This window comes from Ruegeria sp. BI7, assembly GCF_056537925.1.
In genome coordinates this window covers 241,318-255,042 of record NZ_JBQFSK010000002.1, presented here as the reverse complement: position 1 = coordinate 255,042, position 13,725 = coordinate 241,318, and the positions used below count along the sequence as shown (strand labels likewise).

Sequence of the window (13,725 nt, the reverse complement as noted above, 5' to 3'; positions counted from 1 at the left end):
TAAATGTTTCAATAATGATCTGGATCAAGATTCATCACATTCGAAATCGCTATTGGGATAACCTAGTAAGGGAATCAAGCGCGTACAGTCCAGCCAAATGAGCCAGATGACCAGTCGTCGGGCGTTTCTAAGCGCCAAAGTATGTCGGGAGGACAGCAGCATTGTCCGTCCTCCGGGATCACATGTGCCGGGTTTCCTGGATCACTGCACCAAATGTGGCGACTGCGTCGACGCCTGTCAGGAAACGGTGATTGTCTTCGGTCAGGACGGTTTCCCGGTGTTTAAGCCCAGTGAAAACCCGTGCACCTTTTGCGGCGATTGCGCCACGGTCTGCCCGACAGACGCGTTGCAAGTCGAACGCCTGCCGGACTGGCCCTGGCGCGCGGCGATCGAGACATCCTCTTGCCTGTCCGTGAACGGGGTCAGCTGTCGCGTCTGTCAGGACAATTGCGAACAGAATGCCATCCGCTTTAGGTTACAACTGGGCGGTCGGGCCGAGCCTTCGCTGGATGCCGACACCTGCATTGGGTGCGGTACCTGCGTGCCCTCCTGCCCTGTCAATGCCATCGCGCTTGACCGTCAGCCCACATCTAAAACGGAAGCGATACAATGAATATTTGCGGTTGCCTTGTACATATCGTCCCTGACCAAGCTGAGGCCGCGGCGCAAACGATGCGCGACACACCAGGCGTCGAGGTGCATGCCCAGGCCGAAGACGGCCGTTTCGTCGTCGTCGTCGAAGACACATCCGATCACCTGGCGTCCGAGATCATCATGGATCTGCATCAGATCCCCGGAGTGGTCTCACTGACGCTGACCTATCACCATTTCGAGGATCTTGCGGAGGCTACCCCGCATCCCGATGCCCAAAGCCAAACCACCAGCCGGAGGCTCACGCTATGACTACATCAGAATCTCGCCGGACTTTTCTCAAGGCCTCAGCGGCCGCTGCCACTGCATCAGCCGCTGGCATTCCTCTGGCCACCGGTCAGGCCAACGCGCAGGCCGGGGCCCCCGATATCCGCTGGGACAAGGCGGCCTGCCGGTTCTGCGGTACCGGATGTTCGGTGCTGGTCGGCACCAAGGACGGCCGTGTGGTGGCCACGCAAGGCGACCCGGACGCGCCGGTCAACCGTGGCCTGAACTGCATCAAGGGCTATTTCCTGTCCAAGATCATGTACGGCAAGGACCGTCTGACTACGCCGCTACTACGCAAGACCAACGGCGAATACGACAAGAACGGTGAATTCGAGCCGGTCAGCTGGGACGAAGCCTTCGACGTCATGGCCGCCAAGTGGAAAGAGGCCCTGGCCAAGAAGGGTCCAACCAGTGTTGGAATGTTCGGTTCGGGTCAGTGGACAATCTGGGAAGGCTATGCCGCCTCCAAATTGATGAAAGCCGGATTCCGGTCTAACAATATCGACCCCAACGCGCGGCACTGTATGGCATCCGCCGTTGTCGGGTTCATGCGCACATTCGGCATTGATGAGCCGATGGGCTGTTATGACGATTTCGAACACGCGGACACTTTTGTGCTGTGGGGCTCGAACATGGCCGAGATGCACCCGATCCTGTGGTCGCGCCTGACCGATACGCGCCTGACCAAGCCGGGATGTGAAGTCCACGTGCTGTCGACCTTCGAACACCGTTCGTTCGAACTGGCAGACAATGGCATCGTGTTTGAACCACAGACCGATCTGGCGATCCTGAATTACATCGCGAACTACATCATCCAGAACAACGCGGTGAACGAGTATTTCGTCAGAAATCACGTCAACATCACGAAAACTGCCACCGATATCGGCTATGGCCTGCGAGAAACCAACGCGCTGCAACAAGAGGCAGAAAACCCGAACTCTGGCGCGCTTGAGAGCATCAGCTTTGAAGAATACGCCGAAGCAGTTGCGCCCTATACGCTGGAATACACCTCGGAACTGTCGGGCGTTCCAGCAGACAAGCTGGAGAAACTCGCGCAGCAATATGCGGACCCAACCCGTAAGGTCATGAGCCTTTGGACCATGGGCTTCAACCAGCACACCCGCGGGTCTTGGGTGAACTCGCTGATGTATAATGTGCATCTGCTGGTGGGTAAGATTTCCGAACCGGGCAACTCGCCCTTCTCGCTGACAGGTCAGCCGTCAGCTTGCGGGACTGCACGCGAAGTCGGCACCTTTGCCCACCGCCTGCCCGCCGACATGGTGGTGGCGAATGATGAACACCGCGAGATTTGCGAAACTGCGTGGAACATCCCCGAAGGTACCATTCCGCCCAAACCAGGCTTCCACGCTGTGTTGCAACACCGCAAGCTGAAAGATGGTGAGCTGAACGCCTATTGGGTGCAGTGCAACAACAACATGCAGGCCGCGCCCAACATCAACGAAGAAGGCTATCCCGGTTATCGCAACCCCGAAAACTTCATCACCGTCTCTGACCCTTATCCCACCGTCACCGCCGTTTCTGCCGACCTGATCCTGCCCACCGCCATGTGGGTCGAGAAGGAAGGCGCTTATGGCAACGCCGAACGCCGCACCCAGTTCTGGCGGCAACAGGTGCAGGCCCCGGGTGAGGCCAAGTCCGACCTGTGGCAGCTTATGGAATTCTCCAAACGCTTCACCGTCGAAGAGGTCTGGGGCGAAGAACTGCTGGCCAAGATGCCCGAGCATCGCGGCAAAACCATGTTCGACGTGCTTTATGCCAACGGTAAGGTGGATCAGTTCCCGCTGTCCGAGACAGCGGAAGGGTTCCACAATGACGACGCCGAGCACTTTGGGTTCTACGTTCAGAAAGGCCTATTCGAAGAATACGCTGAATTCGGGCGCGGACATGCACACGACCTTGCACCGTTCGAAATGTACCACCAGGCACGCGGTATGCGCTGGCCGGTCGTGGACGGCAAAGAAACGCTGTACCGCTTCCGCGAAGGCTTTGACCCGTATGTTCCCGAAGGTGCTGACGTAAAATTCTACGGCCACAAGGATGGCAAGGCCAAGATCATCTTTGCGCCCTACGAACCCGCGGCTGAAGAGCCGGATGAAGAATTTGATCTGTGGTTGTCCACGGGACGTGTGCTTGAACATTGGCACTCGGGCTCGATGACCCGCCGGGTGCCGGAATTGCACCGCGCCTTCCCATCCGCCGTCGTCTACATGCATCCGCAGGACGCCAAGGATCGGGGCCTGCGCCGCGGACAGGAGATCGTTCTGTCCACCCGCCGCGGCGAGGTTACCAGCCGGGTCGAAACCCGCGGACGCAACAAGGTGCCGCGCGGTTTGGTCTTCATGCCGTGGTTCGACGAACACCAGCTGACCAACAAACTGACGCTGGACGCGACCTGCCCACTGTCGAAAGAAACCGACTATAAAAAGTGCGCCTGCAAGGTCGAGCGCGCGTAACCGGCCCGGATCGCAAAGGTAGCCCCCATGTCTCTGGCTGGTACACCCCTCTCGCCGCAACGGCGCCGTTTCCTGCAGGATTCGGCGCGTGCGGCAGGCGGCTGCGTGGTCGCAGGGTCTTTGCTGGCCTGGCTGGCCCGTGATGCCCGTGCGTTACCGGCCGAGGCACTGCGTCCACCCGGCGCACTGCCTGAGGAGGCGTTCTTGTCGGCCTGCATCCGCTGTGGGCTGTGCGTGCGGGACTGCCCTTACGATACGTTGAAACTGGCCGAACTTGGGGTGGATGCCGTGGCCACCGGCACCCCCTATTTCACGGCGCGCAATGTGCCGTGTGAGATGTGCGACGACATTCCCTGCGTTGCCGCTTGCCCCACAGGTGCGCTGGACCCGGGGCTGGACAATATCGACGACGCGAAAATGGGTGTTGCCGTTCTGGTCGATCAGGAGAACTGTCTGAACTTTCAGGGCCTGCGCTGCGACGTCTGCTATCGCGTCTGCCCCGTCATTGATGACGCGATCACGCTGGAAGCGGCCCATGACGCCCGATCGGGCCACCATGCGATGTTCATCCCCACCGTGCATGCCGAGCGCTGCACCGGTTGCGGCATGTGCGAAAAAAGCTGTGTCCTACCGGAAGCTGCCATCAAGGTTCTGCCGGAACGACTGGCGCGGGGCAGCGCGGCCGATCACTATCGCAAGGGCTGGGAAGAAAAAGAGGCCCATGGCGGGCCTTTGGTGGACGGCTTGATCGATCTGCCCGACCGCTTGCCGGGACCGGGCACAGACAACCTGACCACACCGGGCGGCTTTGCACCGTCATATGACCTGCCGGGGGTAGGCCAATGAGCGCGCGAACGCATATTCCTGTCGGTCACGAAGCGATCGAAGCCAAAGGCTGGATCGGAGCGCATCGCTATTTGCTGCTGCGTCGCACCAGCCAGTTGTTCTTTCTGGTCCTGTTCTTGCTGGGCCCCTGGTTCGGCATCTGGATCGTGCAAGGCACACTGGCCGGGTCTCTGACCCTAGGCGTGTTGCCTCTGACCGATCCGTTTATCGTATTGCAAAGCATCATTGCCGGGCATTGGCCTGAGTTGACTGCTCTGATCGGCGGGTTAATCGTTCTGGTCGCCTATGCGCTGATCGGCGGGCGCGTCTATTGTTCATGGGTCTGCCCGATCAATCCAGTGACCGACGCCGCCAACTGGCTGCACCGGCGGCTGGACCTGCCGAAAGGCTGGCAGCCGAAACGCGCCATCCGCCTGTGGGTGCTGGCAATGGTTCTGGTCGTGTCGGGCCTGACCGGCGTGATCGCTTGGGAGCTGATCAACCCCATCACCATGCTGCATCGCGGGCTGATTTTTGGCGCGGGTTTTGTCTGGGCCATGGTTGCTGCGATCTTTATCTTTGACCTGTTCGTCGCGCGCCACGGATGGTGCGGCCATATCTGTCCGGTCGGCGCTTTCTATGGTCTGATCGGCAGCAAAAGCTTGCTGCGGGTCAGCGCCGCAAACCGGGCGGCCTGTGACGATTGCATGGATTGCTATGCCGTCTGTCCAGAAAATCAAATCATATCCCCCGCGTTGAAGGGCAAGCCCGGGACAACGCCACTGATCCTTTCCCCGGACTGCACCAATTGCGGCCGCTGTATCGACGTATGCGCGGTCGATGTCTTCACCTTTACTCACCGGTTCGACGACCATGTCGCCGCGCCTTCCGATCCAGTTCCCGCGCCCGACCGGCGCGCAGCCAGACCTATTTAAGGGAGTGCCAAGATGAAAAAATCAATCGTGACAGGCGGAATGGCCCTGATCCCCGTTTTGCTCCTGAGCGGGTTCGCCCTTGCCCAGTCGGCCCAGGTGGAAACCCTGCGTGGGGCGGATGTGGATGAGCTTATTCCACTCGATCAGATCCACAAAAATGTCGAAGGACGCATGCAGCGCAACTATCGCCAGCAACCGCCGCTGGTTCCCCATTCGATCGAACAATACCAGATCGACGTGCGCACCAATCAGTGTCTGTCCTGCCACGACTGGACCAAAGCAGGTGAACGCAACGCTCCGACCCTGTCGATGACCCACTATCTGGATCGCGACGGCAACGAACTGGATCACATTGCGGGCACCCGCTATTTCTGCAACCAATGTCATGTGCCTCAGGCAGACGCGCCTGCATTGGTCGACAACGTGTTTGAACCCTCGTCCGGCAACTAATCCAACGCATGTCTGAAAGGAGCACCAAGATGGCAGACTCCCCCGAAAAACGCGGTTGGATTGGCCGCCTCTGGAACTGGATCTGGACACCGGCCGTGGCGTTCAGCTCGGGCTTTCTGATCCTAGCGGGCTTTCTGGCCGGCATCCTGTTCTGGGGTGGGTTCCACTGGACACTGGAACTGACCAACACCGAGGAATTTTGTACCTCGTGCCACACGATGGAGGTCAATCTGGGCGAATATCGCGAAACGATCCACTACAACAACCATTCCGGTGTGCGCGCGATTTGTTCCGACTGCCACGTGCCGCATGAGTGGAACCACAAAATCAAGGCCAAGATCATGGCCGTCAAAGACGTCTATCACGAACTGGCCGGAACCATCAGCACGCCCGAAAAATACGAAGCGCACCGTCTGAGCATGGCTTCGGCCGTCTGGAAAAAGATGAAGGCGTCGGACAGCCGCGAATGCCGCAATTGCCACAACTTCGACTATATGGATTTCACCATCCAGGAAACCCGCGCCGCATCCGAACACCAGCGCGCCATCGACAACAACATGACCTGCATCGACTGCCACCAGGGCATCGCGCACAGCCTGCCATCCGATTACCTTGAGGAATACCAGAAGGTCACAGATGAGTTGGCTGGTGAAACCTCGGACGGACAGTCGCATCAGGTAGCAGATGGCAGCGAAGAGATCCGGTCATTCCTAAACAAGAGCGCGGATTAAAGAGGGGCAAGATATGCTGGAACTTCTGGGAACAATCGGGGCCAACGTTATCAGCCTTCCGGGCATTCTGGGCCTTGCGCTTGGCATGATGACCCGCCGCCTGTGGCTGGGCGGCTTGATGGGGGCCGTGGTCGGCGTGCTGGAAACGGTGATCTTCGCCCATTGGAACTTTGCCAATGTCAGTATGGTCGAACTGTTAATCGCCGTCGTCATCGGCCTGTGCGCAGGTACGTTGGGTTCGGTCATCCGCATCAAGGGTGCGACAGTCTGAATTCGCCAAACTTTGCATCAATTCGGCGCCCCGCTGCGGAATGCAGTCGGGGTTCGCCCGAATTCGGCCTTGAACGCACGGGTCATGGCGCTGGCGTTTTCATACCCGCAGCGACCGGCAATTTCCGCGATGGTTTGTTCGGTCTCCTCGACCAGTTTCCGGGCCATAGTCAGCCGCAGGCGCCGATACAGTGCCTGTGGCGTGGTGCGTAATTCGGCCTGAACCCGCATCTCAATCTTCTTTTGCGAACAGCCAAGTTTGCGGGCAACGTCCCGGATCGTCAGCGGCGTTTCTATGTTCCCCTGCATCACCGTCAACGTGCGATTGACCAGCGTATCCTCGGATTTCAAAGGCAAGACATAGGGATCGGTCGCGCTGCGGCTCATCAGCAGGTGGGCTACCTCCATCGACAGTAGCGGGCCATGATCCCGACGGATCAGAGCCGAGGCCAGATCAAAGGCCGCCATCGCCCCCGAACAAGTCAACCGATTGCCGTCTATGACATAGCGTTCCTGCACAACGTCAACTGCTGGAAAGGCTTCTTCAAACCGCGACAGCTCATCCCAGTGAATCGTCGCGCGGTGATCGTCCAGCAAGCCAGCGCGCGCCAGTAGCCAACTGCCGGTATCCAGCCCGGCCACTTGCGGATGGGTCCGCGCCGCCGCCAGCAGGGCGCGCGTGGTGGCACGGGTATCGAGCGACAAATAGCCGTAAGATGGCATCACGACCAATACATCGCCGCTGTGATCGTGCAAGGCCCCATGCGGTGTGACGACCAGCCCGCTGGAACTTTGCACGGGCTTGCCATCCAACGAACAGAATCGCCAGAGATACAGCGTCTGCCGCGACAACGAGTTGGCCGCCCGTAGCGGTTCGACCATGTTGGCGAGGCAGTGGTTCGAAAACCCATCAAACAACAGAGTGTTATAGCGTTGGGACAATTTTTTCTAACTCTGCATACTAAGCGGCTAACTTTGCATGTCGTGACCGTGACCTGTGGCGTTTCATTCGTCAACCACCAGCCAGGGAACACGCGCCATGCAATTCGGTCTGTCAGAAGAACAGGAAATGATCGTTTCAACGGTCCGCAGCTTTGTCGAGAAAGAGATCTACCCCCACGAAGACGCGGTGGAGCGCAGCGGAACCGTGCCGTCAGAGCTGGGCGAAGAGATCAAACAGAAGTGTATCGACCTTGGCTTTTACGCCTGCAACTTCCCCGAAGAAGTCGGCGGCGCTGGTTTGTCGCATCTGGATTTCACATTGGTCGAACGTGAATTGGGCCGCGGTTCCATGGCGCTGACCCACTTCTTTGGCCGTCCGCAAAACATCCTGATGGCCTGCAACGATGATCAGCGCGAGCGCTATCTGCAGCCCGCCGTGCGTGGTGAAAGAATGGACGCGCTGGCGATGACCGAACCGGATGCCGGGTCGGACGTGCGGGGCATGAAATGCCAGGCCGTGCGCGATGGCGGGGACTGGGTCGTCAATGGTTCGAAACACTTCATCTCGGGCGCGGAACACGCGGATTTCTTCATTGTCTTCATCGCAACCGGGGTCGATGAGACCCCGAAAGGTCCAAAGAAGCGGATCACCACCTTTCTCGTGGATCGCGGCACGCCGGGGTTCGAGGTTCGCGAGGGCTATAACTCGGTCAGCCATAAAGGTTACAAGAACTACATCCTTTATTTCGACAATTGCCGCCTACCCGATGCGCAGGTCCTCGGCGAAGTCGATGGTGGCTTTGCGGTGATGAACGAATGGCTATATGCTACCCGGCTGACGGTCGCGGCCTTTTCAGTCGGGCGCGCGCGCCGGTGCTTTGACTATGCGCTGAATTATGCGGCCGAACGCAAGCAGTTCGGCCAACCCATCGGCAAGTTTCAGGGCGTCGGTTTCCAAATCGCCGACATGATCACCGAGATTGACGCTGCAGACTGGCTGACCCTCGCCGCCGCGTGGCGACTGGACCAGAACTTGCCATCGAACCGTGAGATCGCCTCGGCCAAGCTCTATGCCTCCGAGACGCTGGCACGGGTGACCGATACCACACTGCAAATCTTCGGCGGCATGGGTCTGATGGATGACTTCCCGATCGAACGGTTCTGGCGCGATGCAAGAGTTGAACGTATCTGGGACGGCACCAGCGAGATTCAGCGCCACATCATCAGCCGCGATCTGCTGCGTCCCTTGGGCGCCTGAAGATGAGCAAAGATCTGAACCGGCTGCTACGCCCGAAATCCATTGCCGTTATCGGCGGTGGGGCGTGGTGTCAGCAGGTCATCCTGCAATCGGAACGCATGGGCTATGCCGGCCAGGTCTGGCCGGTCCATCCCAAGGCAAGTGATATCGCAGGGCACACGGTTTTCGCCCGTCTGGAAGACCTGCCACAGGCCCCGGACGCCGTTTTCATCGGCATCAACCGACACGCCACGATTGAGGTGGTACAGACCCTGTCCGCCATGGGTGCCGGTGGGGCGGTATGCTTCGCCTCGGGCTTTTCCGAAGCAGTGGCCGAAGATGACACCGGCGCGGACCTGCAGGAGCAGCTGCTAGCCGCCGCAGGAGACATGCCCATTCTGGGACCGAATTGTTACGGCTTCATCAACGCGCTGGACGGGGCGCTGCTATGGCCGGATCAGCATGGTGCAACGCCGGTGGACAAGGGCGTTGCGATCTTGACGCAAAGCTCGAACATCTCGATCAACTTGACGATGCAAAAACGCGCGCTGCCGATTGCCTATATGGTGACTTGCGGAAACATGGCGCAAACCAGTCAGGCCGAGATTGCCTCGGCCCTGATCGACGACCCGCGCGTGACCGCCGTTGGCCTACATATCGAAGGGTTCAAGGATATCCGACAGTGGGAGGCGCTAGCCGCCAAGGCGCATGCAAAGGGCATCCCCCTGATAGCGCTAAAGGTCGGCGCGTCGGAACAGGCGCAGGCGGCAACCGTGTCTCACACCGCGTCTCTGGCAGGCAGCGACGCCGGGGCGCAGGCGCTGCTGGAGCGATTAGGCATACCGCGCCTGTCTGCCCTACCCGATTTCCTGGAAACGCTGAAACTGTTGCACTGCTACGGGCCATTGCCGGGTGGCAACATCGCCTCGATCAGCTGCTCGGGGGGCGAGGCCAGCTTGATCGCCGATATGGCCATTGGCACTGGTCTGAGTTTCCCTCAGTTGACTGACGACAAGAAAACCCACTTGCGTGATGCGCTTGGTCCGATGGTCGCTTTGAATAACCCGCTGGACTACCACACTTATATCTGGCGCGATGAGGGTGCGATGACGCGGGCGTGGTCGGGAATGACAGGCGACGATATCGACCTGACCTTCTCGATCGTCGATTACCCGACCACTGATCCGACAGATTGGGCCTGCGCATCGCGAGCGGCGCTGAAAGTGCGCGCCGAGACCGGAGCTCGTTTCGCTATCGCGGCGACTCTGCCTGAACTTCTGCCCCAGGACATCGCGCAAGACCTTATGGCCGGTGGCGTCGCCCCTCTTATGGGTCTGCAAGAAGCGCTTAGCGCCACCCGTGCAGCGGGTCAGGTCAAAGCACCCGCCGAGGCCGTAGTTTGCCTGCCCGGCACGATCGAGGCAACGCGTACATTGACCGAGGCCGAGGCAAAATCAGCGTTGGAAGTGTGTGGCTTACGCGTCCCTCAGAACCGCACAGTTCGGGGCGCTGACGAAGCACGCGCTGCGGCGTCGGATATGACCGCGCCCTTTGCTATCAAAGGCATCGGGTTGGCCCATAAATCCGAACACGGCGCAGTATGCCTTGGCGTCCAGGTTGACGACGTAGCCGATGTGGCCGCCGATATCGGGACGGATGAGGTGCTGATCGAAGAGATGATCACCGGTACCGTAGTCGAGCTTTTAATCGGCGTCGTCCGCGATCCGGCGCATGGGTTCGTCCTGACGCTGGGCGCAGGCGGTGTGCTGACCGAAGTGCTACGCGATACCACGTCGCTGTTGGTACCCAGCACATCCGACGATATCCGCGCCGCACTGGCCAAGTTGAAAATAGCCCCGTTACTTGCGGGCTATCGCGGCCAACCTGCCGCTGATATGGATGCGATCATCACCGCAATTCAGGCCGTTCAGGCCTATGTCATGCAAAATGCCGACACGCTTGGCGAGGTCGAAATTAACCCGCTTCTCTGCACGCCCCACACGGCGGTTGCAGTGGATGCCCTGATTAGAAAGGCCTGAGACATGGACCCGATCAAAACCCGACGCGACGGAGCGATCCTTGAGGTGACGCTGGACCGGCCCAAGGCCAATGCTATCGACCTGATCACCAGCCGCAGAATGGGTGAGGTCTTTGCCGAATTTCGCGATGACCCCGAATTGCGCGTCGCCATTCTGACAGGCGCGGGCGAAAAGTTCTTCTGCCCCGGCTGGGATCTGAAAGCCGCTGCCGATGGCGATGCAGTTGACGGCGATTACGGCGTTGGCGGGTTCGGCGGCCTTCAGGAACTGCGCGATCTGAACAAGCCGGTGATCGCAGCGGTAAATGGGATCGCCTGTGGCGGCGGTTTGGAACTGGCTCTGTCAGCCGACATGATCCTGGCGGCCGAGCATGCCACATTCGCCCTGCCCGAAATCCGCTCGGGCACTGTTGCGGATGCGGCCAGCGTGAAACTGCCCAAGCGTATCCCCTATCATATCGCGATGGAGCTGCTGCTGACCGGGCGCTGGTTCGACGCCGAAGAAGCCAACCGCTGGGGGCTGGTGAACGAAATCATCCCCGCCAATCAGTTGATGGATCGCGCGTGGGAGTTGGCCCGGCTGCTGGCCTCGGGCCCTCCTCTGGTTTACGCTGCGATCAAAGAGGTCGTGCGCGACGCCGAGGACAGCAAGTTCCAGGATGCCATGAACCGCATCACCAAGCGCCAGTTGCGCACGGTAGATGTGCTGTATGCCAGCGAAGATCAGTTGGAAGGCGCGCGCGCCTTTGCGGAAAAACGCGACCCGGTCTGGAAAGGAAAGTAAGCGTTCAGCGCGGCGGCGGAGTCAGCCATTGCGCTGACATCCCGAAGTTTGACTCTTTGATCTCCTGCTTCGCGATGGCTTGCAGATGCACCTCGTCCGGGCCGTCCGCATATCGCAATGCCCGCGCCCATGTATAGCTGTCGGCCAGCGGCGTATCCGGCGTCATCCCCATGGCACCAAAGACCTGCATTGCGCGGTCGGTCACGGCGGCATGCACGTTGGGTGCCACCACCTTGATTAGGGAAATCTCACGCCGCGCCGTCTTGGCGCCCACCTGGTCAATCTTCCACGCAGCCTGCAGGGTCAGCAAACGTGCCTGTTCGATCTCAAGCCGCGATTTCGCGATCCATTCCCGGATCACGCCTTGGTCTGATAGTTGCTTGCCAAAGGTTTTCCGTTCTTGCGCGCGTTCAACCATCAGCGACAACGCCATCTCTGCGGCCCCGATTGAGCGCATACAGTGATGGATACGTCCCGGCCCCAGCCGCGCCTGCGCCAGAGCAAACCCGCCTCCTTCTTCGCCCAGAAGATTGCCGACCGGCACGCGTACATCCTTGAACAGCAGCTCGGCATGGCCTTCGGGGTCATGCATGTTCAGGATCGTGGGGTTTCGGACAATCTCCAGGCCGGATGTGTTTTTGGGCACGATCACCATGCTTTGCTGTTTATGCCTGTCGGCATTGGGATCGGTCTTGCCCATGACAATGAACATTCTGGTGTTCGGATGGCAGGCATTGGTGATGAACCACTTGCGCCCGTTTATGACATATTCATCCCCCTCGCGCCGGATCGAGGTGGTGATGTTTGTCGCGTCCGAACTGGCCACATCCGGTTCTGTCATCGCAAAAGCCGAACGGATTTCGCCGTTCAGCAGCGGCACCAGCCATTCTTGGCGCTGCTCGGGCGTGGCGAACATGTGCAACAGCTCCATATTGCCGGTGTCCGGCGCATTGCAGTTGAACACCTCAGAGGACCAGCTGACCTGCCCCATCAACTCGGCCAGCGGGGCGTATTCCAGATTACTCAGCCGGGTGCCGGGTTCATCGTCGCGCAAGGAAGGCAGGAACAGGTTCCACAGCCCTTCGGCCCGGGCCAGCGCCTTGAGGTCTTCCATGAATGAGACCGGGAATTTGCCTGCTTCAATCTCTTCCTTATGAGCACGGATGCGAGGGTAGATATGCGCCTGCATAAAGCGTTTCAGCTGCTCGCGGATTTCCGCAGCGCGTGGCGATGGGGCAAAGTCCATGACGGTCCCTTTTCAGAACGTTGCAACACTACGTTGCCTCTGCGGATACCCTATCCGCACCCACCGCATTTGTGAAAGCTGCCAGTTGGTTTCCAACGGTTTTTGCCGCAAGGTCATTTGAGTTGCGACAGGACTTGCCGGGTTTTGTATCGTCAAGCGTGGCAGAGTTAACGACCAAGCTGTTGCGACGACAACCATCACCTGTTGCCCATCACCTTGCAGAGCGATAATCGTCTGATCATATGACCAAAGCGACGGAGTTCAGGTGTCTGAGCAGCAGATCAAAAAATCGGATGACATTGCGCAGAAACTGTTGACCAGGATTGTCCGTGGCGCATTGAAACCCGGCGAAAAGCTGCGGCAGGACCTGATCGCGCGTGAGTTCGGAGTCAGCCAGGTCACTGTACGCGAGGCGCTGCTGAACCTGGCATCAAAAGGACTGGCCGTCGCTGTACCACGCCGAGGTATGTGCGTGGCGCCAATGGACCAGAACGCCATTCAAGAGCTGCGCGTGATGCGACGCGCGCTTGAACCGGTGGCCTTGCTACATTCCGTTCCAAACCTGACGGCCCAGCAGATAGCCCAGATCGAACAGGTACACGAAGACTGCGACAGCGCCCAAACTGCTGAAGATTGGGAAGACGCCAATCAGCGTTTTCATATGGCCGTCATCGCGGCCTGCAACATGCCGCGCATGATTGACGAGATCAGGAACCTGCAAGTGCTGTACACGTGGCATTTCAACAACCTGTACACCGCCAAATGGCGACCGCGCGCCGATCCGGATCACGCTGCAATTCTGGCTGCCATTAAGGATCGCGATGCGGCCAAGGCGCATTCAGTTATGCAGCGCCACCTGACCCGCCTGCCCTAGG

Annotated in this window: 14 protein-coding genes; 12 read left to right on the top strand and 2 right to left on the bottom strand. The window is 59.3% G+C overall.

The features are described from left to right. Positions 1 to 97 precede the first annotated feature (97 nt). The 8 genes from napF to ACR0JB_RS08740 are packed head-to-tail and all read left to right on the top strand — an operon-like array spanning position 98 to position 6,604. Positions 98 to 613 carry a ferredoxin-type protein NapF gene (gene napF, locus ACR0JB_RS08775; protein WP_170394919.1) on the top strand — a complete coding sequence of 172 codons (516 nt, stop codon included), beginning with the start codon at positions 98 to 100 and terminating at the stop codon, positions 611 to 613. Next, entirely contained in the window at positions 610 to 903 is a 294-nt protein-coding gene (locus ACR0JB_RS08770; RefSeq protein WP_170349929.1) for a chaperone NapD, read from the top strand. The genes napF and ACR0JB_RS08770 overlap by 4 nt, the downstream gene beginning before the upstream one ends. Next, positions 900 to 3,392 (top strand): nitrate reductase catalytic subunit NapA, encoded by a 2,493-nt coding sequence (napA, locus tag ACR0JB_RS08765; RefSeq protein WP_170361756.1) that lies wholly within the window; start codon positions 900 to 902, stop codon positions 3,390 to 3,392. The genes ACR0JB_RS08770 and napA overlap by 4 nt, the downstream gene beginning before the upstream one ends. 27 nt (positions 3,393 to 3,419) lie before the next feature. Continuing rightward, positions 3,420 to 4,238, top strand: coding sequence for a ferredoxin-type protein NapG (gene napG, locus ACR0JB_RS08760; RefSeq protein ID WP_170349931.1), 819 nt, complete (start codon positions 3,420 to 3,422; stop codon positions 4,236 to 4,238). After that, positions 4,235 to 5,152 (top strand): quinol dehydrogenase ferredoxin subunit NapH, encoded by a 918-nt coding sequence (napH, locus tag ACR0JB_RS08755; protein ID WP_480789844.1) that lies wholly within the window; start codon positions 4,235 to 4,237, stop codon positions 5,150 to 5,152. Before napG ends, napH begins: the two co-directional genes overlap by 4 nt. Before the next feature lie 12 nt (positions 5,153 to 5,164). Then, positions 5,165 to 5,602 carry a nitrate reductase cytochrome c-type subunit gene (locus tag ACR0JB_RS08750; RefSeq protein ID WP_170361759.1) on the top strand — a complete coding sequence of 146 codons (438 nt, stop codon included), beginning with the start codon at positions 5,165 to 5,167 and terminating at the stop codon, positions 5,600 to 5,602. A 29-nt stretch (positions 5,603 to 5,631) separates the two neighbouring features. Next, complete coding sequence (locus ACR0JB_RS08745) at positions 5,632 to 6,333, top strand: NapC/NirT family cytochrome c (protein WP_480789843.1); 702 nt, start codon at positions 5,632 to 5,634, stop codon at positions 6,331 to 6,333. Positions 6,334 to 6,346: 13 nt separating this feature from the next. Beyond that, complete coding sequence (locus ACR0JB_RS08740) at positions 6,347 to 6,604, top strand: hypothetical protein (RefSeq protein ID WP_480789842.1); 258 nt, start codon at positions 6,347 to 6,349, stop codon at positions 6,602 to 6,604. A 17-nt stretch (positions 6,605 to 6,621) separates the two neighbouring features. On the opposite strand, the gene ACR0JB_RS08735 is transcribed toward ACR0JB_RS08740, so the two are convergent. Further along, positions 6,622 to 7,545, bottom strand: coding sequence for a GlxA family transcriptional regulator (locus ACR0JB_RS08735; RefSeq protein ID WP_480789841.1), 924 nt, complete (start codon positions 7,543 to 7,545; stop codon positions 6,622 to 6,624). 97 nt (positions 7,546 to 7,642) lie between these two features. Between ACR0JB_RS08735 and ACR0JB_RS08730 the strand changes: the two genes are divergently transcribed. The 3 genes from ACR0JB_RS08730 to ACR0JB_RS08720 are packed head-to-tail and all read left to right on the top strand — an operon-like array spanning position 7,643 to position 11,604. Continuing rightward, entirely contained in the window at positions 7,643 to 8,803 is a 1,161-nt protein-coding gene (locus ACR0JB_RS08730; protein ID WP_480789840.1) for an acyl-CoA dehydrogenase family protein, read from the top strand. Positions 8,804 to 8,805: 2 nt separating this feature from the next. After that, positions 8,806 to 10,821: an acetate--CoA ligase family protein gene (locus ACR0JB_RS08725; protein ID WP_170505967.1), complete on the top strand. Its 2,016-nt coding sequence runs from the start codon at positions 8,806 to 8,808 to the stop codon at positions 10,819 to 10,821. Positions 10,822 to 10,824: 3 nt separating this feature from the next. Continuing rightward, a complete protein-coding gene (locus tag ACR0JB_RS08720) occupies positions 10,825 to 11,604 on the top strand; it encodes a carnitinyl-CoA dehydratase (protein WP_170394910.1) in 780 nt (259 codons plus the stop codon). Positions 11,605 to 11,608: 4 nt separating this feature from the next. Here the strand turns inward: ACR0JB_RS08720 and ACR0JB_RS08715 are convergent, their stop codons facing one another. Then, positions 11,609 to 12,850, bottom strand: a complete 1,242-nt coding sequence (locus tag ACR0JB_RS08715) for an acyl-CoA dehydrogenase family protein (protein WP_170394907.1) — start codon at positions 12,848 to 12,850, stop codon at positions 11,609 to 11,611. A gap of 265 nt (positions 12,851 to 13,115) precedes the next feature. Here ACR0JB_RS08715 and ACR0JB_RS08710 point away from each other — a divergent pair, with 265 nt between their 5' ends. Next, positions 13,116 to 13,724 carry a GntR family transcriptional regulator gene (locus tag ACR0JB_RS08710; RefSeq protein WP_170349940.1) on the top strand — a complete coding sequence of 203 codons (609 nt, stop codon included), beginning with the start codon at positions 13,116 to 13,118 and terminating at the stop codon, positions 13,722 to 13,724. The last annotated feature ends 1 nt before the right edge of the window (position 13,725 follow it).

Excerpts from the sequence above, each read along its gene's own strand:
- ACR0JB_RS08770 (WP_170349929.1), top strand. The coding sequence starts at position 610 with ATGAATATTTGCGGTTGCCTTGTACATATCGTCCCTGACCAAGCTGAG.
- ACR0JB_RS08745 (WP_480789843.1), top strand. The coding sequence starts at position 5,632 with ATGGCAGACTCCCCCGAAAAACGCGGTTGGATTGGCCGCCTCTGGAAC.
- ACR0JB_RS08730 (WP_480789840.1), top strand. The coding sequence starts at position 7,643 with ATGCAATTCGGTCTGTCAGAAGAACAGGAAATGATCGTTTCAACGGTC.
- ACR0JB_RS08725 (WP_170505967.1), top strand. The coding sequence starts at position 8,806 with ATGAGCAAAGATCTGAACCGGCTGCTACGCCCGAAATCCATTGCCGTT.
- ACR0JB_RS08720 (WP_170394910.1), top strand. The coding sequence starts at position 10,825 with ATGGACCCGATCAAAACCCGACGCGACGGAGCGATCCTTGAGGTGACG.
- ACR0JB_RS08740 (WP_480789842.1), top strand. The coding sequence starts at position 6,347 with ATGCTGGAACTTCTGGGAACAATCGGGGCCAACGTTATCAGCCTTCCG.
- napA (WP_170361756.1), top strand. The coding sequence starts at position 900 with ATGACTACATCAGAATCTCGCCGGACTTTTCTCAAGGCCTCAGCGGCC.
- napH (WP_480789844.1), top strand. The coding sequence starts at position 4,235 with ATGAGCGCGCGAACGCATATTCCTGTCGGTCACGAAGCGATCGAAGCC.
- napG (WP_170349931.1), top strand. The coding sequence starts at position 3,420 with ATGTCTCTGGCTGGTACACCCCTCTCGCCGCAACGGCGCCGTTTCCTG.
- napF (WP_170394919.1), top strand. The coding sequence starts at position 98 with ATGAGCCAGATGACCAGTCGTCGGGCGTTTCTAAGCGCCAAAGTATGT.
- ACR0JB_RS08750 (WP_170361759.1), top strand. The coding sequence starts at position 5,165 with ATGAAAAAATCAATCGTGACAGGCGGAATGGCCCTGATCCCCGTTTTG.
- ACR0JB_RS08715 (WP_170394907.1), bottom strand. The coding sequence starts at position 12,850 with ATGGACTTTGCCCCATCGCCACGCGCTGCGGAAATCCGCGAGCAGCTG.